Source organism: uncultured Caldilinea sp. (genome assembly GCF_937128415.1).
Lineage (GTDB): Bacteria > Chloroflexota > Anaerolineae > Caldilineales > Caldilineaceae > Caldilinea.
Genome location: NZ_CAKZMJ010000066.1, coordinates 69557 through 91409 on the forward strand (window position 1 = coordinate 69557; position 21853 = coordinate 91409).

A 21853-nucleotide genomic window follows, 5' to 3' on the forward strand; every position below is an offset into this window, starting at 1 on the left:
CAATTTCGCGCCATGGCGAAACAGTATTACGGCGGACAAGCCGTCATCGAGGGCGTGATGATGCGGGGGCGCAAAAGCATGGCGGTCGCCGTGCGCGACCCGCATGGGCGGATTATGGTTCACAAAGAGCCGTTGACGGCGAAGATTTACACCAGCGCCTGGGGGCAATGGCCCTTTGTGCGCGGTCTCGCCATGCTGTGGGATGCGTTAGGATTGGGTATTCGCGCCCTGTTTTGGAGCGCCGAGGTCGCTGCGCGCGAAGAGAAGGACGCACAGGTGGAGTTCACCGGCCCGGTGGCCTGGACCACGATCGCCGTCAGCCTTTCGTTCGCTGTGGCGCTCTTTTTCCTGTTGCCCACCTTCGCCGCACGTCTGCTCGCCGTTTATGTGAACGACGATCCACTCGTCGACGCCCTGTTCGAGGGCGTCATTCGGCTGCTGCTGTTTATCGCCTATCTCTGGGTGATCGGGCGGTTCAACGACATTCGTCGGGTGTTCGGCTATCACGGCGCCGAGCACAAGACCATCAACGCCTATGAGGCGGGCGCGCCGTTGACTGTGGCCGAGGTGCAAAAGTTCAGCGTGCAGCACACGCGCTGCGGAACCAGTTTTCTGCTCTATGTGTTGGTGATCAGCATCCTGCTCTTCGCCCCGCTGACCTTTTCCGACGTGGAGCCGGGCTGGCTGGCGCTGCTGCTCCGTTTTGTCACGCGGCTGGCTTTGGTGCCGGTGGTCGCCTCGATCGCCTACGAGATCATTCGCTTTAGCGCTGCGCATGACCGCAACCCCTTCATGCGCATGTTGATCGCTCCGGGCCTCTGGCTACAAAAGATGACCACGCGCGAACCGGATGACGGCATGGTGGAATGCGCCATCGCCGCCTTGCAGCCCGTCCTGATCGCCGACGGCAAACTGCCCGTTCCAGGGGGCGAATCGACGCTTCCGGCGGAGCCTTCCACCAATCTGGAGTCCCCAGCTCCGGCCGATTAGCATCTTTTCAAGGAAGGGTGCGGGCGATGCGCAGAATGTCCTCGGCGTAGCGCCGGTGCAGCTCCGGCAGCGTCTGCCAGTCGCCTCCTTCGGCCAGAAAAGCGCTGAGCCTGTCGATGCCCCAGTGGTAAGCCACCAACATCCATTCTTTCTCCGGTCGGCCCTGGCGAGCAAGCTGCGTGCGCAGATAATCGAGATAGATGGCCGCCACCTGGACGTTGCTGTAGCTGTCGAAGGGATCGTTGACGCCGACGACCGGCGCCCATTCTCGCCACGTCGTCGGCAACACCTGCATCAGCCCCATGGCGCCGGCGCTGCTCAGCGCCAGCGAATCGAACCCGCTCTCAACATAGGCCTGCGCCGCCAGTATGCGCCAATCGAGGTCGTACTGCGCCGCAATGGTTTGAAACATCTGCGCGTAGGTCATCGGCCCGCCCGGCGGTGGAGCGCTGACGTCGGTGGAGGGCGCTGCAAGAGCGCGGACCGGCCCACCGCTGCCCGGCGCCGTCACCTGGTCGGGCAGGACGAGGGGGGCTGAAGAGTCCGGTTGCAAACGGGGAGCGTCGGCCGACTGCGCCGGAGCGGAAGATGAAGCGGCCGCAGAAGCGAGGGGCTGATTGAGCGCCACAACGATCACGGCGGGCGCCGGCTCCCCTGCAACGGCAGGCGGCGGAGTCGCTGCGTAGCGCATCAGCAGGACGCTCACGACGACGAGCAACAGCGCGCTGGCCGCCGCCACCGTCCCCAGCGCACCGATGGCGGCGAGCTGCCACAGTCCCAGGATGGGATGCACTTCAACGCTCCTGCGCACCTGCGCCAGCGTCTCTCCTTCGTCAGAGCATGCGCGCACGGTGAAAAGCAATTCTTGACTGTGCAAACCGATCCAGGGCAGGCGGTGAACTGTCAGGCGCAACGGCGCATGGAGGCGTCTTCCCGGCGGCAGAATAAACGTCTCGCCGCCGGGAAGGTGAAGCGAAGCGGCCGGCGTCGTCGTCCACCCTTCCAAATGCACGGTGAGCGGGCAGTTGCCCTGATTGCTCAGGCGCACGGAAACGTCGAGCGCGCGTCGCCACCACGCCGCCGGCCCGGGCATTCCTCTCACCTCGAGCGCCAACCGCTTGAACGGAAGCACGCGCAGCGTGAAGCCCAACCTGACCATGCGCAACGGCTCTTCCGGCGAGCGAACCACGACGGCCAGCGGGTGGTCGCCGGCTTCTGTGCCGACGTGGCGGGGCGGAGAGAGATTCAGCTCCAGGGTGATGCGCTCGCCCGGCTCCAGGGTGGCCTGCACATAGGGCTCCACCATCCAGCGCTCGTCGAGCCAGCCTTCCACGTACACGTGCGCAGAGAGCTTGCGACGGCTGTTGTTGAACACAGTCACCGGCAGCGCAACTACATCGCCGGGCTCCACCTCCCAGCGACGCGCGGGAAGCGTGACAATCAGAACCTCGTCGAGGCGGTCGGGGATTTCCCACGCATGCGGGGCGTTTTCCGACGAGACCGCATCCACGTCCGACAGATCATCGAACTCCTGCACCGGCGGCTCACCGCGCTCGAGGGATAGGGAATCGGGCGGCGCCACCGGCATGTTCAGCGTCTTTCGGCTGGTCGGGTGGGTCTCGTCGCCGGGAAAGGTTGCGTCGTCCGTTTGCATGCAAGGTAGTATGGAGGGTGCGATGGCGGCTGTCAAGTTCGGGAACTGCAGCTTTCCTTGCGCCGTTGAACAGAGCGAAACAGATCACGACAAGAACGTCAACACGATCACTGAACAAAGTATGGAGCTGGAGAATAATCAGGGATATGAAATTCGGCGTTCGAGTCTGGCTCTTGATGGCGGCGATTGTGCTGTTGATTGCGTTGACGTTTCCATTCGCCTGGCGCGCCTGGGTGGAACGCACTTACGCCGCTGCAATTTACACCTTGGAAGAAGCCCCCTCCGCGCGCGTGGCGCTTGTGCTGGGGGCGCGCGTCTACCCCGATGGTCGATTAAGCCCGATGCTGGCGGATCGCGTGGACACAGCCGTTGCTTTGTACAAGGCGGGAAAGGTTGAAAAGTTGTTGATGAGCGGCGACAATAGCCTGGAGGACTACAACGAGCCTGGCGCCATGATGGCGTACGCGATTCGGCAAGGGGTGCCGGCGGAGGACATCCAACCCGACTACGGAGGGCGGCGCACCTACGACTCCTGTTATCGCGCCCGCTATATCTTTCAAGTCGAAGAGGCGATCATCGTCACGCAAGAATTCCACCTGCCGCGCGCGCTCTTTCTGTGCAAGAGCCTTGGCATCGCCGCCACCGGCGTCGTCGCCGATCGTCGCCAGTACCATCCGCGCAGCATCGCATGGTCAGAGGCCCGCGAAACGCCCGCCACCTTTGCTGCGCTCCTGGACATCCTCCGTCGTTCACCGCCGCCCGTCCTGGGCGATCCGATCCCCATCCGGTAAAGTTCGCCTATTCAATCTCGATCGTTTGCTCCGAATGTCCCTTGCGCCAGTTGCCATTGGCGTCCCCCACCACCCAGGAGGTGGTGATGCGGATCGTCATACGGCTTTGGGAACGCACCGGCGCATCGGCGCGCACCTGAATCGGTGGAGCGGACGGTTTGGCGGGTCGGCTCAGAAGCGTCTGCAAAAGTCGCCAGCCGACGCTGGCGGCCAGACTGGCGGCGCCCACCAACAGGGGGGCTGCGGCTTTGCCAACCAGGGCAGGCAGCGTGCTTTGCGGCGCCGGCAACGCCGCCTCCATATCGTAGCCGCAGTGGCTGCAGTGACGCGCCTCCAGCGCAAAATGGTTGCCGCATTGCGGACAGATGCGTGAGACTTCGGTCATCTTGTTTCGCTCATTTCATTCAAACAGCGCCCAAACAGCGCTTCCGGCGCATTCCTGAGAGCTGTGGGCTGTCCTTCAGGTGGTTTCTTTGTAGACAGTCTATCATTACAGCTTGCCTGCGTCAACGCACTCAACACACTGCTTCTTCGCACCTGTGTCGTATGAGATGGTTTCGCAACCCTTCACAAAGACAACTCGATTTTTTCAGAACGATTTGCACGAAACTTCACCGTCGCATACAATACCTTGCCGTCCAAGTGTAATTCCAACCCGCCAAATCTGACCAAGTGTACGGAGGACGAACATGCAACCGAAAACGATCCCGCTCGCGGCGAAACGCACCTCGACCTGGATGGCGCTCTTTTTGATCGTAGCGCTTTTGTTGCAGGCGTGTGCGCCGGCTGCTCCTGGCGGCGTTGAGAGCGCTGCGCCGGAAGCCGCCCCAGCCGGTCCGGTCGTCAATGCGCTCGGCAAAGAGCTGCCGCCTGACGCCGCGCCCCTCGATCAGCAGGTGTTGATCTATCCCTACAGCGGCTGGCGCACTTTCACCACCATCGACTTTTTCCAGGCCGTCTATGAGCGCGCCGACGCCCTGACCGATCTGTTGTCAGATTCGCTCGTGCGTCTTGACAAAAATTTCCAGGTCAACCCCGGCGCAGCCACGGAGTGGTCGGTCGATGAAAGCGGGCTGGTCTGGACCTTCAAACTCGACCCCAACCTGATGTGGAACGACGGCACGCCGGTCACCGCCGACGATTACGTCGCCACCTTCCGCTACGGCGCCGACCCAACGCACGCCTGGGACTTCTCCTGGTACTATCAGGGCGTGATCAAGAACTGGACGCAAGCGGTCAACGGCGAAGTTCCGGTCGAAGAGATCGGCGTGCGCGCCGTAGATGCGCATACGCTGGAGTTCACCACCGAGATGCCGGCGCCCTATCTGCCCGCCATGCTGCTCTACTCCGCCCCGCTGCAGAAGAAAGCGCTTGAGACGCACGGTGGCCTGTACAATTCCAACCCGGCCACGTCGGTTTCGTCCGGCCCCTACAAGTTGGTCGAATGGACCAAGGATCAACGGTTGGTGTATGAGATCAACCCGGACTACAAAGGCACGAACATTCCGTACATTCAGCGCCTGGTCGTCGTTGCGATCGGCCAGCCCTCGCAGCTCCTCCCCGCCTATGAAGCCAACGAAATCGACTTCGTCTGGGGCAGCGGCACGCTTTCACCGGCCGACCTGGAGCTGATTGAAAACGACCCAGAGCTAAGCGCGCAATATCATCCGCACTACGGCGACTTCCGCACCTACTACTTTGCGTTCGACGTCTCCAAGCCGCCGTTCGACAATCTGCTGGTGCGCCAGGCCTTCGCCCATGTGCTCGACCGCGACACCATCCTTCCCAACATCGTCAAGCGGCAGGGCATCCCGGCTTACTCTTTCCTGATGCCCGGCTTCCCGGCCTCCAATTCTGAGGCGTTCAAGGACACCTACCCCTATGATGTGGAGAAAGCCAAACAACTGCTGGCCGAAGCCGGCTATCCGAACGGCGAAGGCTTCCCCAAGCTGGTGATGAAGCTGCGCGCCGAAGGGCCGACGCCGGTTGCGGTGGCGCAGGCCTACGCTGCGGCCCTCAAGGAACACTTGGGCGTCGAAGTGGAAGTCTCCAACATGGATTTCAAATCCTACATGGACGAACTGAACGCCAAGCCGACCCAGGTGCAGTTCACGCTGATCTCCTACGGCATGGACTATCTCGACCCGAGCAACATGCTGGGCGTCTTCCTCAGCGGCGGTCGCCATCCGTGGAGCAACGCCGAATATGATCGCCTGGTCAAGGAGGCCTCCAGCTTCACCGGCGACCCGGCGGAGCGCACCCGCATGTTCCAGGAGGCGGAGAAAATTCTGGTGGAAGACGCTGCGTTCGTCTTTGTCTATCACCAGACGCCGGGCGATCTGATCAAGCCCTTCATCAAAGGGCCGGCGCTGGAGCCGGACAACAACGGCGTCGCCGCCTGGCACTGGCCCGGCTTCTCCACCTTCAGCGACCTGCTGTCGGGCGTCTACATCACCAAGGATGTAGCCAACTATCGCCAGCCGCCGCAGTAAACCCGATCGTGGATTCGTTCCCTTCCCTCAGTGCGTCAATTGACGCGCTGAGGAAGGGGCGATGGGAGATGCTCCGATGGCTCGCTATCTGTTTGGCCGACTGGTGGGCGTGCTGGTCGTCTTCTTCATTGTCAGCGTCGTCATCTTTCTGCTGATGCACGCCATTCCCGGCGGCCCCTACAACGAGGACAAGGTGCCGCTTTCGGCGGAGGCCAAGGCCAACTACATGCGCAAATATGGCCTGGATCGCCCGCTGGTGGAGCAATATTTGCTCTACATGGGCAACGCGTTGCGCGGCGATTTCGGCGTTCCCTTTCAAAGCCCGACCGAAACGGTGTCGGGGTTGATCGCGCGCACATGGCCGGTCAGCGCTTCGATCGGCGGCCTAGCGTTGTTGGTGGCGCTGCCGCTCGGCCTGCTGCTGGGAACGCTGGCCGCCGCCCGCCAGAACACCTGGGTGGACTACCTGACCTCGGCGACGGCGACGTTGGGGATCACGGTGCCCAACTTCGTCATTGCGGTGTGGCTGGTCCTGCTCTTCGCCGTGCAACTGAAGTGGCTGCCGACCGGCGGCTGGGGTCAATGGCAGCATTATGTCATGCCGGTGGCGGCGCTGGCGCTGGCCCCCATGGCGCTGACCGCCCGCTACACGCGCACCAGCATCCTCGAAGTCTCGCGCTCCGATTACGTCCGCACCGCACGCGCCAAAGGACTCTCAGACCGGCAGATCATGGTGCGCCATGTGCTGCGCAACGCCATGATCCCCCTCTTGACCATCCTGGCGCCGCAAATTCCCAATTTGATCACCGGCACCATCTTTATCGAGAGCATCTTCCGCGTGCCGGGGCTGGGCAAATTCTTTGTCACGAGCATTCTGGCGCGCGACTACCCGATGATCATGGCGCTGATGCTGCTGGTGGCGGTCGTCTGGTCGCTGGTCTATCTGGTGACGGACATCCTCTACACCGTCGTCGATCCGCGCGTGCGTCTGGAGAAGAGCCGAACATGAGCACCTCAACGCTGGCCTCCGTGCAAAGTCGGCAGCTTCAGGATCTGCCCAAACAGCGCACCTTGCTGGGAGACGCCGCGCGGCGCTTCGCCCGCAACAAGCTGGCGCTCCTCGGCTTGGCGATGGTCTCCATACTCCTGCTGACGGCGATTTTCGCCGATTTCATCGCTCCCTATCCGTACGACGCCGCCAACCCGGCCAAGGCGTTGCAATTTCCCAGCCGGGAGCACTGGATGGGCACAGATGAGGTGGGGCGCGACGTCTACTCGCGCATCATCTACGGCACGCGCATCTCGCTGACGGTCGGCGTGGGCGTGATGGCGATGGCGCTGCTCATCGGCATTCCCCTGGGGCTGCTGGCGGGGCTGGCGGGAGGCGCCGTCGATTACTTCATCATGCGCCTGGTCGAAGTCTTTACGGCGGTGCCGGCGCTGATGCTGGCGCTGTTGCTGCTTTCGGTTTTTGGCGGCGGCCTGTTCAATGTGATCCTGGCCTTGGGCGTGGTGGCGTGGCTGGACGCCTGTCGCCTGTTGCGCGCACAATTGCTTTCCCTGCGCGAACGCGACTTTGTGTTGGCGGCGCGCATGCTGGGTGCGACGAGCACGCGCATCGCCGTTCGCCATCTGCTTCCCAACACCGTGGCGCCCTTGATCGTCGCCGCCACCATCGGCATCCCAACCGCGATCTTCGCCGAGGCGGGGCTTTCTTTCCTGGGGTTGGGCATCAACGATCCGATTCCGAGCTGGGGCAAGATGGTGGGCAATGCGCTTTCCTACATGCGCGTTTACTGGCATCTCGGCGTCTTCCCGACGCTGGCGATCGCCATCACGATGCTGGGATTCACATTCTTCGGAGATGGGCTGCGCGACGCCTTCGACGCCTCCATGAACCGATGATCCGGGACTTGAACGCTCAATGCCTTTGACGCTGCGCCTGCTCAACGGCGACTATATGCGCCGCTATGACGTTGAAAATCTCCTGCGGCAACTCTACGCCATGCAGTGCGTGGAGATCGTCGGCATGAGCAACATCGGCAAGTCGGCGCTGCTGCGGCTGCTTGCGCAGCCAGATGTGTGGCTCAAAGAGCTGGGAGAGGCGGCGCAGGAGTTTCTGCCCGTCTACATCGACTGCAACCGCATCCTCGACCTGACCGAACAGGGCTTCTCCGAGCTGGTGCTGCGCTGCTTGCAGGAGGCCAACCCCGGCTTCTCGATGTTGCCGGAGCTGGTCAACGCCTACGACACGTTGGTGGCGCCCCAGAGCGACTTTCAAATTCCACTCAGTTTCAGCCGCGGCCTCACCGCTGCGTTGGAGTCCACCACCAAGCGGCTGGTGTTGCTCTTCGACGAGTTCGACGATCCCTTCATCCACATCGAGGCGCGCGTATTTCTCAACCTGCGTGCGGTGCAAGATCGCCACAGTCGCCAGATCGTCTATGTCACCGCCACCGGTCGCCCGTTGCCCGTCCTCAACCCGGATCGTCGTCACGGCGAGTTCGCCGAGCTGTTCGGTCATCGCATTTGGTGGCTGGCGCCGCTCACCCGCTCCGACACGGAGCAGCAGATCCGCCGGTACATGACCGCCTACGAGGCGAATTTCACCAACGCCGACATCGACTTCATCTATCAGTGGAGCGGCGGTCACCCGCGCATGGTGGAAGGCGTCTGCCGTCTCTTGCATCAAGCCTTGGAGAGCGCCCACCCGCCGCCCACCGATCCGCTGGAGCGCTGGCGCTTTCATCGACGTCTGGCGGGCGCCTTGCTGGAGGATGACTACCTGAGGCGGGAGTGCACCAAAATTTGGGAAGAGTGCACGCCGGAGGAGAAAGCGGAGCTCGCCGCCTTGAACGTCACCGACCACACGCCCGACCCGGCAGTCATCGATCAATTGCTGCGTCGCCACCTGCTCAATCGGGTGGAGGGGCGTCTTCAAATGTTCAGCCGTCTGCTCGCCGACTATGTGCAACGACAGAGCCTGCCCCCGCGCCCAGAGGCGGCCACGCTGTGGGTGGACTCGGCCAGCGGCGAGGTTTTCGTCAACGGCGCACCCGTCGAAACGTTGACTGCGCTGGAATACAAATTGATCCAACTGCTCTTCCAAAATCAAAACAAAATCATCGACAAGTATCAGATCGTCACCCACGTCTGGGGGGAGAGCTACATCGACGAGGTCGACGACGCCCGCATCGAGAAGCTGGTGAGCCGGCTGCGCCAAAAGATCGAACCCGATCCGGCTTCTCCTCGCTTTTTGACCACCGTGCGCGGGCGCGGGTATCGCCTGGTCGTCGAGTAGGATTGTGCGCAAAATCACGAAAAAAATTTGTCGGCTGGTCATCCTTCCCGCTATACTTAAGCGCATTGACTGACAATTTATCTTATCGAAACAAAACAACTACGTCTTCTGACCATCTTGCTTGTCTGAGGAGAGAACATCCATGGCCGACGCGACCGAGATGACCATGAGTCAGGCTGAAGAGACTGCTCCCCCCAAAGCCGCCATTGTCTTCGGCGGCGAAAGTCGCAACATGGCGATCGGCTTCGCCATGCTCGCAGCAGGCATTGCAGCGTTTGTGGCAGACCTGACCCATACTTTTTTTGCCGAAGCGATCGCCTGGGTGTTCATCATTTGGGGCCTGCTCTTTCTGTACGGCGACCTGCTCCTGATGACGCGCAAGTTCATCGTCACCGAGGAGGGGCTGGAAATTTATATCCCCTTCCGCTTCTGGAGCCGTCGCAAAGTGTGGGCGTGGAAGAACATCTACCGCATGGACATCGTCATCGACCGCCGCGATACGCATCCGAAGCATTGCAAGATTCAGATTTACCATCAGTATCCGGGTGAGATTTCGATCGATCGCGAGGATCGCGACTTCGATCCGGAGCTGGTGGCGCTGATCATCGAGCGGGCAAAGCTCAAGCCCGACGGCGACGCCGCCAACATCGATCTGGATAATCTGCCCTTCGGCAGGTCGGCCGTCTACACCTGGAAGAAGTAAAGAACAAGGAAAAACAGAAGCTTATCGCCTCACCTTATACAATCGGCTTTGTTTTCCAAAAAACTCTAGATTTTTAACAAACTGGTTTCCTTGCAGGTGCGGCTCGCAGCCGCAGACCCTCGGTGGACTCAAAAGCTGTGGGGAAGGCCCTCCCCCTGACCCCCTCTCCCAAGGCTGGGAGAGGGGGTCAGGGGAACGCCGGCGGTGCGGCTTCCAGCCGCACGTGCTCAATGCACCGCAAGGTCTTGGGGAATTCAAAGAAGCGCAGCGGGTAGCTGCGCTTCTTCGTCGTCAGAATCTCCTGTGAAATTCCATCCAGCTTCCGGAAAGGTTGCCTTCTACGCAAGGGCGTCACCGAACTGCACACCATGCATTCCTGAAAACCAATTTTCCGCAAAGTTTGATGGCGGTTCATCCATCATATTCGCGAATAAAAGCCTCCGCCTTTTCCACAAGCAGTCGATTGCCGATGAAAAGCGGCGTGCGTTGGTGTAGTTTCTCCGGTTGAATATCCAGAATAGCGCGTCTGCCGTCCGAAGCGCACCCGCCTGCCTGCTCGATCAGGAACGCAAGCGGCGCCGCCTCATACAACAAGCGCAATTTACCGCCCGGTTTCTTGGGGTCCTTGCGGTCGGCCGGATAGTAAAAGACGCCGCCGGCGAGGAGATTGCGGTGAAAATCGGCCACCAGCGAGCCGATGTAACGCAGCGACAGCGCCTTCTTTTCTGCAGTGTCCTGTTGCAGCCACTCCGTATACGCCTGCACGCCACGCGACCAGTAGGGTTGATAGCCCTGGTTGGCGCTGTAATACTTCGGCTTCTCCGGCAGCCTGATATTGGGGTGAGAGAGCAAGAACTCGCCGATCGCAGGGTCGAGCGTGAAACCATGCACCCCCTGCCCGGTGGAATAGACCATCATGGTGCTGGCGCCATAGAGGATATAGCCCGCCGCCACCAGGTTGCGGCCTGGCTGGAGCACATCTTCCAGCGTTCCCCGGCCCTCCTGCGTCTTGCGGCGATACACGCCGAAGATGGTGCCGATGCTCACGTTGACGTCGATGTTGGACGAGCCGTCGAGCGGGTCAAAGACGAGCACGTACTGACCGGTCGGATAGCGCTCCGGAATCGGAATGATGTCTTCCACCTCCTCCGACGCCATCACCGCCAATCGGCCGGTGTGGTCGTTCAGCCGATATAGCGTGCGTTGTGCAAAGACATCCAGACGTTGCACCTCTTCGCCCTGCACGTTCTCCTCGCCGGCGCTGCCTAGAATTTCCGCCAGGCCCGCGCGCGTCGTTTTGCTGGCGATGATTTTCGCCGCCAACGCCAGGTCATAAAGTAGATTGGTGAGGACGCCGGTCGCCGTGGGGTGCGCGCGCTGTTGATCCAGGATGAAGCGTTCGATTGTCACCAATTTGCCCGAGTAGCTCTGTACATCAGTCATCGTTGACCTCCTGTGAAAGGCAATCTGCGCAGCAGCCGTCGCGTTGTGAGTATATCACGAGCAAAGTTGCGAAAAAGTTGCATCCGACTTTCTCCCTACATGGAGCGACCTCCCCGATTGGGCTTTCGTGGGCGTTTGACAGGTGCGCCGGCGAGCGTTATACTTACTTTGTTCGCTATATTGAAAAAATTTTATATCCATAAACTTTTTACTGTCGCCGATGGAGCACCAAGAACAACTGTCAGGCGTCAAATCAGCGCTGCGCGTGCTGGACATCTTTGAACTGCTGGCGCAACATCCGGATGGGTTGAGCCTGTCCGAAATTTCCGCCGCCCTGGGAATTCCCAAGAGCAGCGCACACGGACTATTGATGACGCTGATCCACCGGGGCTACCTGCGCCCGGGGCGACGCGAGCGCACCTATCGACTGGGCGTGCGCTTGTTTGAGCTGGGCGCCAGCTACATGGCGGGCGTCGACCTGGTGACCGAAGGTCAGGAAATTGTGCGCGAGACCTCGCGCGCCTGCGACGAGACGGTGCATCTCGCCGTGTTGGAGGGCGCCGAGGTGCTGTACATCGCCAAAGAGGAAGGCACCAACACGATCCGCATGGTCTCCGCTGTGGGCAGGCGCTTCCCGGCGCATGGAACCGGCGTCGGCAAGATGATGCTCTCCGCCTTACCCGCAGAAGAGCTGGACCGCCTGTATCCACCCGAGCAGCCGCTGGCGCCGATCACCCCCCGCACCATCACCGACCCGGCCGCCTTTCGCGCCGAGCTGGCCGAAATTCGACGACGCGGCTACGCCACCGACTTCGAGGAATCTACGCCCGGCCTCTGTTGCATCGCAGCGCCGATCTTCAACGCCGAAGGCAAGACCATCGCCGCCATGAGCGTCTCGGTGCCGACGGTGCGCTTCACGGCCGAGCGCCAGCTTGCGCTGCGCCAGCTCGTGCTGCAAAACGCCGAACGCCTTTCCCGGCTGCTCGGCTATCGACCCAAAGAACACCCGCAAGGAACGCCGCTATGAAAATCACCGACGTCGAAGCCATCTGGCTGCAACTCCCCGTCGTCGACGAGCGTTGCGACGGCACACAAGACACTTTGATCGTACGCGTCCACACCGACGCCGGCATCATCGGCGTCGGCGAAGTGGACTCCTCGCCGATGGTCGCCAAGGCCATCATCGAAGCGCCCCTTTCCCACGCCATCGCCCGCGGATTGCGTCAGTGCGTGCTCGGGCAAAACCCGCTCGACATCGCCGTACTGTGGGAGCGAATGTACCAGGGCACGATCTTCTTCGGTCGCGGGGGCGCGGCGCAACAGGCGATCAGCGGCGTCGATATGGCGCTGTGGGACATTCTAGGCAAGGTTCTGGGGCAGCCGGTCTATCAATTGCTGGGCGGAGCCTTCCACACCAAACTGCGCGCCTACGCCTCCAATCTCTTCGGCGAGACGCCGCAAGCCACCTATGAGCAGGCGCGGCGTCTGGTCGATCAGGGCTTCACAGCCGTCAAGTTCGGCTGGGGACCCCTGGGGCAGAACGAAGCGCTCGACCTCGAGCTGGTGCGCCAGGCGCGCGCCGGTCTGGGCGATGCAGTGGATCTGATGATCGACGCCGGCCTGGCCTACGACGCCAGCACAGCCATCCGCCGCGCCCATCAGTTCGCCGAATTCAACCCATTCTGGCTGGAGGAGCCGCTCCATCCGGATGACTTGGAAGGCTACGCACGGCTGACGCGGGCCTCGCCCATCCGCATCGCCGCCGGCGAGCAAGAGACGACGCTGCGCGGATTTGCGGCGCTGCTGGACGCCGGCCTGGATGTAATTCAGCCCGACGTGGCGCGGGTCGGGGGAATCAGCCGCGCCATCGAGATCGGTCGGCTCGCTGCGCAACGGCGTCGTCTCTGCGTCAACCACTCGTACAAGACCGGCGTGAGCATCGCGGCGTCGCTGCACTTCCTGGCGGCGCTGCCCAACGCCTCGCTGCTGGAATACTGCGTCGAGCAGTCGGCGCTGCGCCAGACGTTGACGCGGCAACGCTTCCCGGTGGTGGATGGCTACGTCGCCGTTCCCCAGGAGCCGGGGCTGGGCGTCGAGCTGGATGAAGAGGTCGTCGCCCGCTATCGCGTCGCCTGAAATCAGGGGATCCATCTCAAGCGTCTTAGGAGAAATGCATGCACATCGATGAACCGCCGCCCCCGACTATGGAAGCCCTGGTCTGGCTTGGGCCGCGCTGCATGGAGATACAGATGCTGCCGACGCCGACGCCCGCTCACGATGAAGTGCTGGTGGAGGTGACGGCCGCCGGCGTCTGCGGCTCGGAGCTTTCCGGCTATTTAGGGCAGAATAGCTTGCGCAAACCGCCGCTGGTGATGGGGCATGAGTTCGGCGGCCGCATTGTCCAGATTGGAGGCGGCGCGCTGGCGAACGGCGAGGCGCCTTATCCGGGCCAACGCGTGGTCGTCAATCCGCTGATCGGTTGCGGCGCGTGTCGCCTGTGTCGCAGCGGCCTGCTCAACCTCTGCCCCCACCGTCAGATTATCGGCGCCCATCGAGCGGGCGCTTTTGCACGCTACGTGTGCGCGCCGACCGCGCAGTGCTGGCCGCTGTCGGACGCCGTGAGCGACTGGGCCGCTGCATTGGTCGAGCCGCTGGCGTGTGCGCTGCGCGGGGTGCGCCACATTCAGTGGCAGGCGACGGAGGGGCCGCTGTTGATCCTGGGGGCAGGGCCGATCGGTCTTTTCTGCCTGGCCGTCGCCCATGCGGAGCAGCCGGAAGGCGCCATCCTGATCAGCGACAGGATCGAGCGCAGACTGCAGCAGGCGAAGCAGTGGGGCGCCGCCGCCACAGTCAACGGCGGCGACGAGGCGGAACGACAGCTGCGCAGCCTGCTGCCTGAGGGCGCAGGGGCTGTGATCGACGCCGTCGGCTCCGACGCCACGCGCAGGTTGGCGGTGCAGCTCGTGCGACCCGGCGGGCGCGTCCTCTTCATCGGCCTGCACGACGAAGCTTCTCCGCTGGCGGCCAATTATCTGGTTCGGCAAGAGATCCTCATTCGAGGAAGCTTCGCCTACACGCCCGCCGATTTCGCCGCCGCGCTTGGCTTGCTGGAAGCCGGCCTGATTGCGCCGGCGCCAACATGGCTCGAGGAGCGGCCGCTGCACGAGGGTGTGCACGTCTTTGCCGGCCTCATTGAAGGCGCCATCACCACGCCGAAGGTGATCCTGCGGCCATAGAATTCAACGAGACAATTCGCCCTCGATGGTCACCCGCGCGCTCATGCCCCAGCGCAGCCCGGACGGCTGCTCCGCCAGCTCCAGCCAGACGGTGTAGACCGTGTCGCCGCCGATGGTGGAAGGCTGCGGCGAAACGCGCGTCACCTGCGCAGGGACGGTGAGGTTGAGCGGCTCAATCAGCACGCTCGCCGCTTGCCCTACGCGCACAAAGGCGACGTCTCGCTCGCTGAGATCGTAGGTCTCCACCTGGAGGCGCTCCAGGTTGGCGAGGGTCAGCACCGGCGCGCCGGGCGCCACGAATTCGCCGACCGCAACGTCGACGGCGGTGACGACGCCAGTGAAGGGCGCGCGCAGCTCCAGGTTGGCGAGCTCCTGCTCCGCGCGGCGCACCAACGCCCGCGCTTCGGCCACTGCGCCAGCGAGCACCGCCACGCTCTCATCGCTGGCGCCCTGAAGCAGCGCATCGAGCTGCGCCTGCGCTGCGCGCACCTGCGCCTCGGCCTCGGCGATCTGCGCCTCGGTGGCGGGCGTCTTCAAGCGCTCCAGGGCGGCTTTGGCCTGTTCGATGCGCGCCCGCGCGGCAGCGACGGCGGCTGCGGAAGGCGGCGCAAAGAGCGCATCGTAGTGCGCCTGGGCCGCCTCCAGGTTGACGGTCGCTTCCTGGAGCTGGCGACTTTGAGGGAGGGCGCCCACGTCGTTGCGCCATTTCACCTCGTTGTAGGCGGCCTGCGCCTGTTGCACTGCAGCTCTGGCGAGGTTCAGCGCCGCCAGCGCGTTGATGCGCGTCGCCTCGTCGGGGCCTGCGAAGAGCGCCTGATAAGCTGCCTGGGCCGCCGCAAGCTCCGCCTCGGCGGCGGCGACCTGCGCGGCCTGCGCCGGCTGCGTGAGCTGAGCGAGCCGAGCCTGGGCGGCCTCGAGTTGCGCCTGCGCAGCCTCGATCGTCGCCGGCTCAGGGCCGTTCTCCACCTCGGCGAGCTGCGCCTGGGCGCGGAAGTAGGCTGCGCGCGCCTGCGCCAGCGCAATCTGCGCCTGGCTGTCGTCCAACCGCAGCAAAAGCGCCCCCTCGGGAACCAGCTCATCCACGCCGACCTTCACCTCGGCGACGCGTCCGGCGCTCGGGAACGCCAGTCTGGCGCGCTGTGCAGGCTGGATGCGCGCCGAAGCGATCACCGACCCGCCTTGAGTGCGCACCAACTCGATCGGCGGCAGCGGCGTCGCCGTAGGCGTTGGCGTCGGCGTGGGCTGTTGCGCGCAACCGACGCCAAACAGGAGCCATCCAAGCAAACTGAAGGCCCACAACACCGCCCTGAACTTCGGCGGACGCAGCATTCTGGCGTTCATAATGCGCTTACAGCTTTGATCTCCACGGCAGAGAAGAAATAGATCATGGGATGCAGAGATCTTCACTTGCGTCAACCTCTGTGTTCTCTAGGATGAAACAGGCCCCCTGCAGCAGCCTCCACTTGAGGGGGAGCGCTGTTCTCCGCCACGCGGCCGTCGACCAAATGGATCGTGCGTCGGGCGAATTTCATCACGCGCGGATCGTGGGTGGCGAAGATGAAGGCCGTGCCCGTCTGCTCGTTGAGCCGCTGCATGATCTCCATCGCCTGCTCGCCGTTGGCGGTGTCAAGGTTGGCGGTCGGCTCATCGGCCAGCACCACCAGCGGACGCTTGACCAACGCACGCGCGATCGCCACGCGCTGTTGTTGGCCGCCGCTCAGTTGATTGGGGCGGTGGTGAATGCGGTCGGACAGCCCTACAGCCTCCAGCATCTCCAGCGTGCGTTCGCGGCGCTCGCGCGCGCCGACGCCCGCCAACAGCAAGGGCAGCTCCACATTCTCATAGGCGTCCAGCACCGGGATCAGCGCAAAGAACTGAAAGATAAAACCGATGACGTTGCGACGCAGCTCCGCGCGCTGATCGGCGTTGAGGCGGGTCACGTCTCGACCGTCGAGCTTCACAACCCCGCGGTCGGGCTTATCCAGGCAGCCCATGATCTGAAGCAACGTCGTCTTTCCCGACCCGGAAGGGCCGACAACGGCGCTGAATTCCCCTGGCTCAAAGTCCAGCGAAACGCCATCCAGCGCGCGCGTCTCCACTTCGCCGATGCGATAGGTTTTGTAGATGTCTGACAGTTCGATGATTGGCATAAAGAGTCGACCTCTGCTTTTCAAAAAGATGCTTTCAAAAAGTGTTGGAGCCAATTGATTTACTCTGTGTGAAGCGCTCGCACCGGCTCCAGCCGCGCAGCGAACCAGGCCGGATAGAGCGAGGCCAGCAGGGCGATGAGAAACGTCCACACCGCCAGCCACGTGAAGAGATCCGGCGCAAAGCGCGCATAGATGACATTGCTCATCGGCAGGTTGCCGGCCGTCGTGGCCATCTCGCCCAGGACAAAACCGTTTTGCGTCAGGAAGAAGACGCCGAGCAGCCCCAGCGCGACGCCGACGACGACGCCGGCCAGCGCAATGAGCGCGGCCTCGTAGAGGACCATCTGCAGAATCTCGCGGCGCTTCATCCCCAACGCCGCCAGGATGCCGATCTCGCGCACGCGCTCAAAGACCGCCATCAAGAGGGTGTTGGCGATGATAACGGCGACAATCATGATCACAATGGCGTCCATCAGGATGTAGAAGCTGAAGGCGGCGTCCATCGACTGAATGATGAAGGCGTTCAGGTCGCGCCAGGTGAGCGCCTGGAGGCCGGGTTGCGCCAGCCCAGCCGCCACTTTGCCCGCATCCTCGCGGTGGTGCAGCTCGATCATGACCGTGCTGGCGCGGTTGCCCGTCAGCGCAAAGCTCTGCGCCCGCGCCAACGGCATGAAGAGCACGCTCTCGTCGTAGACCAGTACGCCGCTCGAGAAGAGGCCGCGGATGACGAACGGCGCCTCCACCGGCTCGCCGTTGGCGTTGATGGTGACGAGGTGAACCGTGTCGCCTACTTTCAGATTCAGGCTCTGCGCCAACCGCCCGCCCATCAGCACGCCGCTGCGGTCGTTGGCGTCGAGGAATGCGCCGGCGATGACCGAGGCGCGCAGCGGGTCATGCAACGGCGAGGCGACGTCGATGCCGTACACCTGCAGGCCGATCGATTCGTCGCCGGTGCTCAAGACGGCGTCCAGCCACAAGATCGGCGCGGCGGCGCGCACCTCCGGCAGCGCCATCGCCCGCGCCGCAACCTCTTCAGGGCGCTCGACCAGGTCCTTCCATTGGACGCTGTGCTTGCCCTCCGGATAGCTGGCGGCGCGCACCTGCACATGGCCGGTCTGCAGGCGGATGCTGTTCTGCAGGCCGTCCTCCATGACGCCGGCGATGTAACCGTTGAGCGTGATCAACAGCGCCAGGCCGAGCGCCACCGCCAACATCGTAAAAAAGGTGCGTCGGCGATTGCGCGTCAGGCCGCGATACGCGATCATCCACAATTTTGTCCAGGTCATCGTTGTTCTCTCACTTTCGTCTGGCTGGGAACAGCCCTTACAGGTGGCGCAGCGCTTCGGTCGGCTCCTTGCGCGCCGCCTGCCAGGCCGGATAGAGCGAGGCCAGCGCCGCAATCACGGCGACGATGATCCCGCGGCTGACGACGTCGAGCGTGCTCAGGCTTGGGATCAGATGGTCGCCCATCAACGCCGTCACTTCGCCCATGCCGGTCGCAAACGAAAAATCAATGCCGCCGGCCAGCCGGATCAATGTCACGACGCCCACGCCGGCCAGACAGCCCACCACGGCGCCTACGACGCCGATCAGGGTTCCTTCGACCAAAAAGAGCGCCATGATCTGGCGTCCCTTCATCCCCAATGCAGCCAGCACGCCCATCTCCCGCGTGCGCTCGAAGACCGCCATCAGCTGCAGGTTGAGGATGCCGATGCTGGCGATCATGATCACGATCACGCCGATGATGGTGACGAACACCTGCTTGGTGACCATCGTCTCGGTGATTTCGGGTCTGAGCGTCTTCCAGGAATCGACTTCGTAGCCCGGCAGCGCCGCCTGCAAGGCGTTGAGCACTGCATCCTCATGGGCGACGTCGGTCAGTGAGATCGTAACCTCGGTGGCCTGGTCGGGCAGGTTAAATAGCCGCTGCGCCTGCTCCAGGGTGATAAAGACGTTGCTTTTTTCCAAATCAGGCGCGCCGAGCGAGTAAATCCCGACGACGGTGACGGTGCGCTGTCGCATGGTCTCATGTTTGCTTTGGCCAAGCAGCGTCACGCGATCGCCGACGCGCACGCCGAGCTGGTCGGCCAGCGCTTTGCCGATGAAGACGGCGTCGCCCTCGCCGTCGAGCAAGAAGCGCCCTTCCACCACGTTGGCCGCCTGCACCGAGATCGGCGCCTCGACCGACGGCTGAATCGCCGTGATCATCACCGGCTGCGATTCGCTCCCTTTCGCTATGATGCCGCCGGTGTAGATGCGCTTGGCCGCCGCCACGACCGTCGGCTGCGCCAGCGCAACCTGGACCACCTGGTCCGGGTTCTCCAACGGGAGCAACGGCGCACGCTGAAGCTTCTCCCGATACCCAGGCGCATGGACTTTCACGGCGCCGCCGTAAATCTTGACGGCGTTGCCGAAGATGGCCTGGTCGGAGCCGTTGATCAATCCGGTGAGCAGCAACAGCAGAACCAGGCCCAGCACAATCGCCACCAACGCAATCGTCGTGCGTCGCCAATTGCGCCACATGTTGCGCCAGCCCAATTTGAGAATTTCCGTCATTCACTCCCCCTTTCTGCGCGTCGAACTTCTTTGCGCGTCGGTGCGATCACGTAAACCATGCTCGCAGTTGCTCCGTTGTCATCATCACGATCGAACAGGGCGGCGCGCCGAGGATGCGCTCCATGGCGCGCTCGTGGGCGCGCACCTGCCGTTCGAGGGTCGCCAGAGATGCTTCCAGATCCGTTTCAGCGGCCGGCGGGTTGAGCAACACATCCACCATGGCGTTCGCCAGGCTCTGGCCCAGCTCCAGCAGGATCGGGGCGCTTTCTTCAGGGTGCTCGACGTCATAGACGCCCTCCGCGACCCCCTGGCGCAAGATGTCCGCCAGCAGAGGTGCGATGCGCTCCACGCCGGCGCGTGCGATCTTCGTGCGCATCAGGGTGTTTTCGTCGCGATAAAGCACGCGCGTCAGCTCGAGCATGAAGGCTTTGTTGGCCAGTTTCCAGTTCTGCGTGCTATCAAAAAAACGGTGCAACTTGGTCTGGGCGTCGAGCGTCGGGTCATTCACCATCGGTTGCAGTGAAGCGACCGCCTGATCCGCCATGCGTTCGATCAAGGCGTCGAGCAAGTCGGCCTTGGAACGGAAGTAGTGGTAGAAAAGCCCTTTTGCCACCCCCATGGCCTGAATGATGTCCTGCACCGACGTCTGGTCGTAGCCTTTTTGATAAAAAAGACGCTGGGCGACGTCGAGAAATTCGGCGTACCGTTCATCGTATTCTTTGACCACGCGCGGCATGCAAATTCTTCTCCTTACTCATTGACTGACCGTCGGTCAGTAATATGATAAACCGATTCAAAGGGAGCGTCAACTGGTCAGATGACCAGGTTGACTGCCCGAAGACCGCGTTATCGCTCCCCCAAAGACACCAAGAAGTATGAAGAGTTGACGTTTTTTTCTCTCTTTTAAGTATCCTTTGTGTCTGGTGGTTGACCTCCTCTTTTCCACTCACTGGGTGAAGTTTGACATTGAGAAGCTTTCGATTATCATACTTACTGACCGGTCGGTAAGCATCGGCTGGCAGAAATATTTTTTAGCGGAGTTGACTATGCGCAACAAGGTGCTTTGGGTCTTATTCTTCGGCGTATTGATGGCTGCGCTCGACATCGCCATCGTCGGGCCGGCGTTGCCGGCGATCAAGACGGCGTTCGCCGTCGACGAGCGCTCGTTGGCGTGGGTTTTCAACGCCTATGTGCTGATGAACCTGGTAGGCACGCCGCTGATGGCGAAGCTTTCAGACCGCTATGGCCGGCGGCCGATCTATGTGCTCGACATCGGACTGTTCGCCGCAGGTTCGGCGCTTGTTATGCTTGCACCGAATTTTGCTCTTGTGATTCTCGGACGCGGCGTGCAGGGGTTGGGCGCCGGCGGCATCTTCCCGGTGGCCGCCGCCGTCATCGGCGACACATTTCCACCGGAGAAGCGCGGGGGAGCGCTGGGGCTGATCGGCGCAGTCTTCGGGCTGGCCTTCATCCTCGGCCCGATCGTCGGCGGCTTGCTCCTGCTGCTCAGCTGGCACTGGATTTTCGCCATCAATCTGCCGATCGCAGCTGCGTTGGGCGTTGCGGCCTGGCGCCTTCTTCCCTCTGCGCGACCGTCTGCGTCGTCGGCGTTCGATTGGGCGGGCATGAGCGTGCTGGCCGTGTTGCTGGCCTCCCTGGCCTTCGGGTTGAACCAAATCGACGCCGCTGCGCCGTTGCACAGTCTCCGCTCGCAACAGGTGTGGCCGTTTCTGCTTCTGGCGCTCGTCCTGCTGCCGATCTTTTTACAGGTGGAGCGACGAGCCGACGATCCGATCTTTCGCCCAGGGCTTCTCTCCACGCGCCAGCTGCGTCTGGCCTGTGCGCTTGCCTTTGGCGCCGGCCTGGGCGAGGTGGCGGTGCTCTTCCTGCCCTCGCTGGCGGTGACGGCGTTTGCGGTGAGCGAATCGCGCGCCAGCTTCATGTTGTTGCCCCTGGTCTTTGCGCTTTTTCTCGGCGCGCCGGTCGCCGGTCGACTTCTGGACCGGATCGGCTCACGCGCGGTGATCCTCGGCGGCTCCGCACTGTTGACGCTCGGCATGCTGTTGCTGTGGCTGCACGGCGCGTCGCTCTGGGTCTATTATGCGGCGGGAGTGCTCGTCGGTTTGGGGCTGGCCTCACTTTTGGGCGCGCCGATTCGCTATATTATGCTGAACGAAGCTGCCGCCACGGAGCGCGCAGCTGCGCAGGCGGCGGCGACGCTCTTCACCAGCGTGGGTCAGCTCGTCGGCGCAGCGCTGGTGGGCGCCGTGGTCGCCAGCATGGGCGGCGGCCTCCCTGGCTACAGAGCTGCGTACCTGACCATCGGCGTCGTTTCCCTGGCGTTGACGCTGCTTGCGTTTGGGCTGAAGCCGCGGACGGCCGAACTGGAGATGATGGTCAGGCAGTCGGTCGCCGCCTGATCAACCATTGAGTCGATTGCTCCAAAGAGACGGCCGCTCAGGGGATGTCCGGTGGCTGAGTGTATTTAGGGCGTGACAGTGATTGTTGATAGTCGATATCGGATTCTGAAAAGAAAG

At 62.7% G+C, this 21853-nt stretch carries 20 protein-coding genes; 11 read left to right on the forward strand and 9 right to left on the reverse strand.

Annotated features, from left to right (window positions below):
- Positions 1-12: 12 nt before the first annotated feature.
- Complete coding sequence (locus Q0367_RS11090) at positions 13-990, forward strand: DUF1385 domain-containing protein (RefSeq protein ID WP_298982267.1); 978 nt, start codon at positions 13-15, stop codon at positions 988-990.
- Between the two features lie 7 nt (positions 991-997).
- Here Q0367_RS11090 and Q0367_RS11095 read toward each other — a convergent pair whose 3' ends face one another.
- Positions 998-2644 carry a transglycosylase SLT domain-containing protein gene (locus Q0367_RS11095; RefSeq protein ID WP_298982269.1) on the reverse strand — a complete coding sequence of 549 codons (1647 nt, stop codon included), beginning with the start codon at positions 2642-2644 and terminating at the stop codon, positions 998-1000.
- A gap of 146 nt (positions 2645-2790) precedes the next feature.
- On the opposite strand from Q0367_RS11095, the gene Q0367_RS11100 reads away from it, so the two are divergent.
- Positions 2791-3435, forward strand: coding sequence for a vancomycin high temperature exclusion protein (locus Q0367_RS11100; protein ID WP_298982271.1), 645 nt, complete (start codon positions 2791-2793; stop codon positions 3433-3435).
- Positions 3436-3442: 7 nt separating this feature from the next.
- Here Q0367_RS11100 and Q0367_RS11105 read toward each other — a convergent pair whose 3' ends face one another.
- Positions 3443-3820, reverse strand: a complete 378-nt coding sequence (locus Q0367_RS11105) for a zinc ribbon domain-containing protein (RefSeq protein WP_297635499.1) — start codon at positions 3818-3820, stop codon at positions 3443-3445.
- Between the two features lie 304 nt (positions 3821-4124).
- Here Q0367_RS11105 and Q0367_RS11110 point away from each other — a divergent pair, with 304 nt between their 5' ends.
- From Q0367_RS11110 to Q0367_RS11130, 5 genes are all read left to right on the forward strand, one after another.
- Entirely contained in the window at positions 4125-5927 is a 1803-nt protein-coding gene (locus Q0367_RS11110; RefSeq protein WP_298982272.1) for a peptide ABC transporter substrate-binding protein, read from the forward strand.
- 76 nt (positions 5928-6003) lie between these two features.
- On the forward strand, positions 6004-6936 hold the full coding sequence (locus Q0367_RS11115) for an ABC transporter permease (protein WP_297635504.1): 933 nt from the start codon (positions 6004-6006) through the stop codon (positions 6934-6936).
- Positions 6933-7832, forward strand: coding sequence for an ABC transporter permease (locus Q0367_RS11120; RefSeq protein ID WP_298982275.1), 900 nt, complete (start codon positions 6933-6935; stop codon positions 7830-7832). The genes Q0367_RS11115 and Q0367_RS11120 overlap by 4 nt, the downstream gene beginning before the upstream one ends.
- Before the next feature lie 19 nt (positions 7833-7851).
- Positions 7852-9228 (forward strand): winged helix-turn-helix domain-containing protein, encoded by a 1377-nt coding sequence (locus tag Q0367_RS11125; protein ID WP_297635510.1) that lies wholly within the window; start codon positions 7852-7854, stop codon positions 9226-9228.
- Positions 9229-9370: 142 nt separating this feature from the next.
- Entirely contained in the window at positions 9371-9931 is a 561-nt protein-coding gene (locus tag Q0367_RS11130) for a hypothetical protein (RefSeq protein ID WP_297635513.1), read from the forward strand.
- 187 nt (positions 9932-10118) lie between these two features.
- On the opposite strand, the gene Q0367_RS11135 is transcribed toward Q0367_RS11130, so the two are convergent.
- Together Q0367_RS11135 and fbp are read right to left on the reverse strand one after the other, a co-directional pair.
- Complete coding sequence (locus tag Q0367_RS11135) at positions 10119-10346, reverse strand: hypothetical protein (protein ID WP_297635516.1); 228 nt, start codon at positions 10344-10346, stop codon at positions 10119-10121.
- Complete coding sequence (gene fbp, locus Q0367_RS11140) at positions 10343-11374, reverse strand: class 1 fructose-bisphosphatase (RefSeq protein ID WP_297635519.1); 1032 nt, start codon at positions 11372-11374, stop codon at positions 10343-10345. Before fbp ends, Q0367_RS11135 begins: the two co-directional genes overlap by 4 nt.
- Before the next feature lie 220 nt (positions 11375-11594).
- On the opposite strand from fbp, the gene Q0367_RS11145 reads away from it, so the two are divergent.
- Genes Q0367_RS11145 through Q0367_RS11155 form a run of 3 tightly spaced genes read left to right on the forward strand, consistent with a single transcriptional unit; the run spans position 11595 to position 14610 of the window.
- Complete coding sequence (locus Q0367_RS11145) at positions 11595-12401, forward strand: IclR family transcriptional regulator (protein ID WP_297635522.1); 807 nt, start codon at positions 11595-11597, stop codon at positions 12399-12401.
- The gene (locus tag Q0367_RS11150; RefSeq protein WP_297635525.1) at positions 12398-13510 is read left to right on the forward strand and encodes a mandelate racemase/muconate lactonizing enzyme family protein; all 1113 of its coding nucleotides are present in this window, start codon (positions 12398-12400) and stop codon (positions 13508-13510) included. The genes Q0367_RS11145 and Q0367_RS11150 overlap by 4 nt, the downstream gene beginning before the upstream one ends.
- 38 nt (positions 13511-13548) lie before the next feature.
- Complete coding sequence (locus Q0367_RS11155) at positions 13549-14610, forward strand: zinc-binding dehydrogenase (protein WP_297635529.1); 1062 nt, start codon at positions 13549-13551, stop codon at positions 14608-14610.
- Positions 14611-14613: 3 nt separating this feature from the next.
- Here the strand turns inward: Q0367_RS11155 and Q0367_RS11160 are convergent, their stop codons facing one another.
- The 5 genes from Q0367_RS11160 to Q0367_RS11180 form a co-directional block, all read right to left on the reverse strand.
- Positions 14614-15951, reverse strand: coding sequence for an HlyD family secretion protein (locus Q0367_RS11160; protein ID WP_297635532.1), 1338 nt, complete (start codon positions 15949-15951; stop codon positions 14614-14616).
- A 71-nt stretch (positions 15952-16022) separates the two neighbouring features.
- Entirely contained in the window at positions 16023-16760 is a 738-nt protein-coding gene (locus Q0367_RS11165; RefSeq protein ID WP_297635535.1) for an ABC transporter ATP-binding protein, read from the reverse strand.
- A 59-nt stretch (positions 16761-16819) separates the two neighbouring features.
- Positions 16820-18046 carry an ABC transporter permease gene (locus tag Q0367_RS11170; RefSeq protein WP_297635538.1) on the reverse strand — a complete coding sequence of 409 codons (1227 nt, stop codon included), beginning with the start codon at positions 18044-18046 and terminating at the stop codon, positions 16820-16822.
- A 37-nt stretch (positions 18047-18083) separates the two neighbouring features.
- Positions 18084-19316 carry an ABC transporter permease gene (locus Q0367_RS11175; protein WP_297635541.1) on the reverse strand — a complete coding sequence of 411 codons (1233 nt, stop codon included), beginning with the start codon at positions 19314-19316 and terminating at the stop codon, positions 18084-18086.
- Between the two features lie 46 nt (positions 19317-19362).
- On the reverse strand, positions 19363-20052 hold the full coding sequence (locus Q0367_RS11180) for a TetR/AcrR family transcriptional regulator (RefSeq protein WP_297635544.1): 690 nt from the start codon (positions 20050-20052) through the stop codon (positions 19363-19365).
- Between the two features lie 310 nt (positions 20053-20362).
- On the opposite strand from Q0367_RS11180, the gene Q0367_RS11185 reads away from it, so the two are divergent.
- Positions 20363-21736, forward strand: a complete 1374-nt coding sequence (locus Q0367_RS11185; RefSeq protein ID WP_298982277.1) for an MFS transporter — start codon at positions 20363-20365, stop codon at positions 21734-21736.
- Positions 21737-21853: the final 117 nt, after the last annotated feature.

Excerpts from the sequence above, each read along its gene's own strand:
- Q0367_RS11090 (WP_298982267.1), top strand. The coding sequence starts at position 13 with ATGGCGAAACAGTATTACGGCGGACAAGCCGTCATCGAGGGCGTGATG.
- Q0367_RS11095 (WP_298982269.1), bottom strand. The coding sequence starts at position 2,644 with ATGCAAACGGACGACGCAACCTTTCCCGGCGACGAGACCCACCCGACC.
- Q0367_RS11100 (WP_298982271.1), top strand. The coding sequence starts at position 2,791 with ATGAAATTCGGCGTTCGAGTCTGGCTCTTGATGGCGGCGATTGTGCTG.
- Q0367_RS11105 (WP_297635499.1), bottom strand. The coding sequence starts at position 3,820 with ATGACCGAAGTCTCACGCATCTGTCCGCAATGCGGCAACCATTTTGCG.
- Q0367_RS11110 (WP_298982272.1), top strand. The coding sequence starts at position 4,125 with ATGCAACCGAAAACGATCCCGCTCGCGGCGAAACGCACCTCGACCTGG.
- Q0367_RS11115 (WP_297635504.1), top strand. The coding sequence starts at position 6,004 with ATGGCTCGCTATCTGTTTGGCCGACTGGTGGGCGTGCTGGTCGTCTTC.
- Q0367_RS11120 (WP_298982275.1), top strand. The coding sequence starts at position 6,933 with ATGAGCACCTCAACGCTGGCCTCCGTGCAAAGTCGGCAGCTTCAGGAT.
- Q0367_RS11125 (WP_297635510.1), top strand. The coding sequence starts at position 7,852 with ATGCCTTTGACGCTGCGCCTGCTCAACGGCGACTATATGCGCCGCTAT.
- Q0367_RS11130 (WP_297635513.1), top strand. The coding sequence starts at position 9,371 with ATGGCCGACGCGACCGAGATGACCATGAGTCAGGCTGAAGAGACTGCT.
- Q0367_RS11135 (WP_297635516.1), bottom strand. The coding sequence starts at position 10,346 with ATGAACCGCCATCAAACTTTGCGGAAAATTGGTTTTCAGGAATGCATG.
- fbp (WP_297635519.1), bottom strand. The coding sequence starts at position 11,374 with ATGACTGATGTACAGAGCTACTCGGGCAAATTGGTGACAATCGAACGC.
- Q0367_RS11145 (WP_297635522.1), top strand. The coding sequence starts at position 11,595 with ATGGAGCACCAAGAACAACTGTCAGGCGTCAAATCAGCGCTGCGCGTG.
- Q0367_RS11150 (WP_297635525.1), top strand. The coding sequence starts at position 12,398 with ATGAAAATCACCGACGTCGAAGCCATCTGGCTGCAACTCCCCGTCGTC.
- Q0367_RS11155 (WP_297635529.1), top strand. The coding sequence starts at position 13,549 with ATGCACATCGATGAACCGCCGCCCCCGACTATGGAAGCCCTGGTCTGG.
- Q0367_RS11160 (WP_297635532.1), bottom strand. The coding sequence starts at position 15,951 with ATGAACGCCAGAATGCTGCGTCCGCCGAAGTTCAGGGCGGTGTTGTGG.
- Q0367_RS11165 (WP_297635535.1), bottom strand. The coding sequence starts at position 16,760 with ATGCCAATCATCGAACTGTCAGACATCTACAAAACCTATCGCATCGGC.
- Q0367_RS11170 (WP_297635538.1), bottom strand. The coding sequence starts at position 18,046 with ATGACCTGGACAAAATTGTGGATGATCGCGTATCGCGGCCTGACGCGC.
- Q0367_RS11175 (WP_297635541.1), bottom strand. The coding sequence starts at position 19,316 with ATGACGGAAATTCTCAAATTGGGCTGGCGCAACATGTGGCGCAATTGG.
- Q0367_RS11180 (WP_297635544.1), bottom strand. The coding sequence starts at position 20,052 with ATGCCGCGCGTGGTCAAAGAATACGATGAACGGTACGCCGAATTTCTC.
- Q0367_RS11185 (WP_298982277.1), top strand. The coding sequence starts at position 20,363 with ATGCGCAACAAGGTGCTTTGGGTCTTATTCTTCGGCGTATTGATGGCT.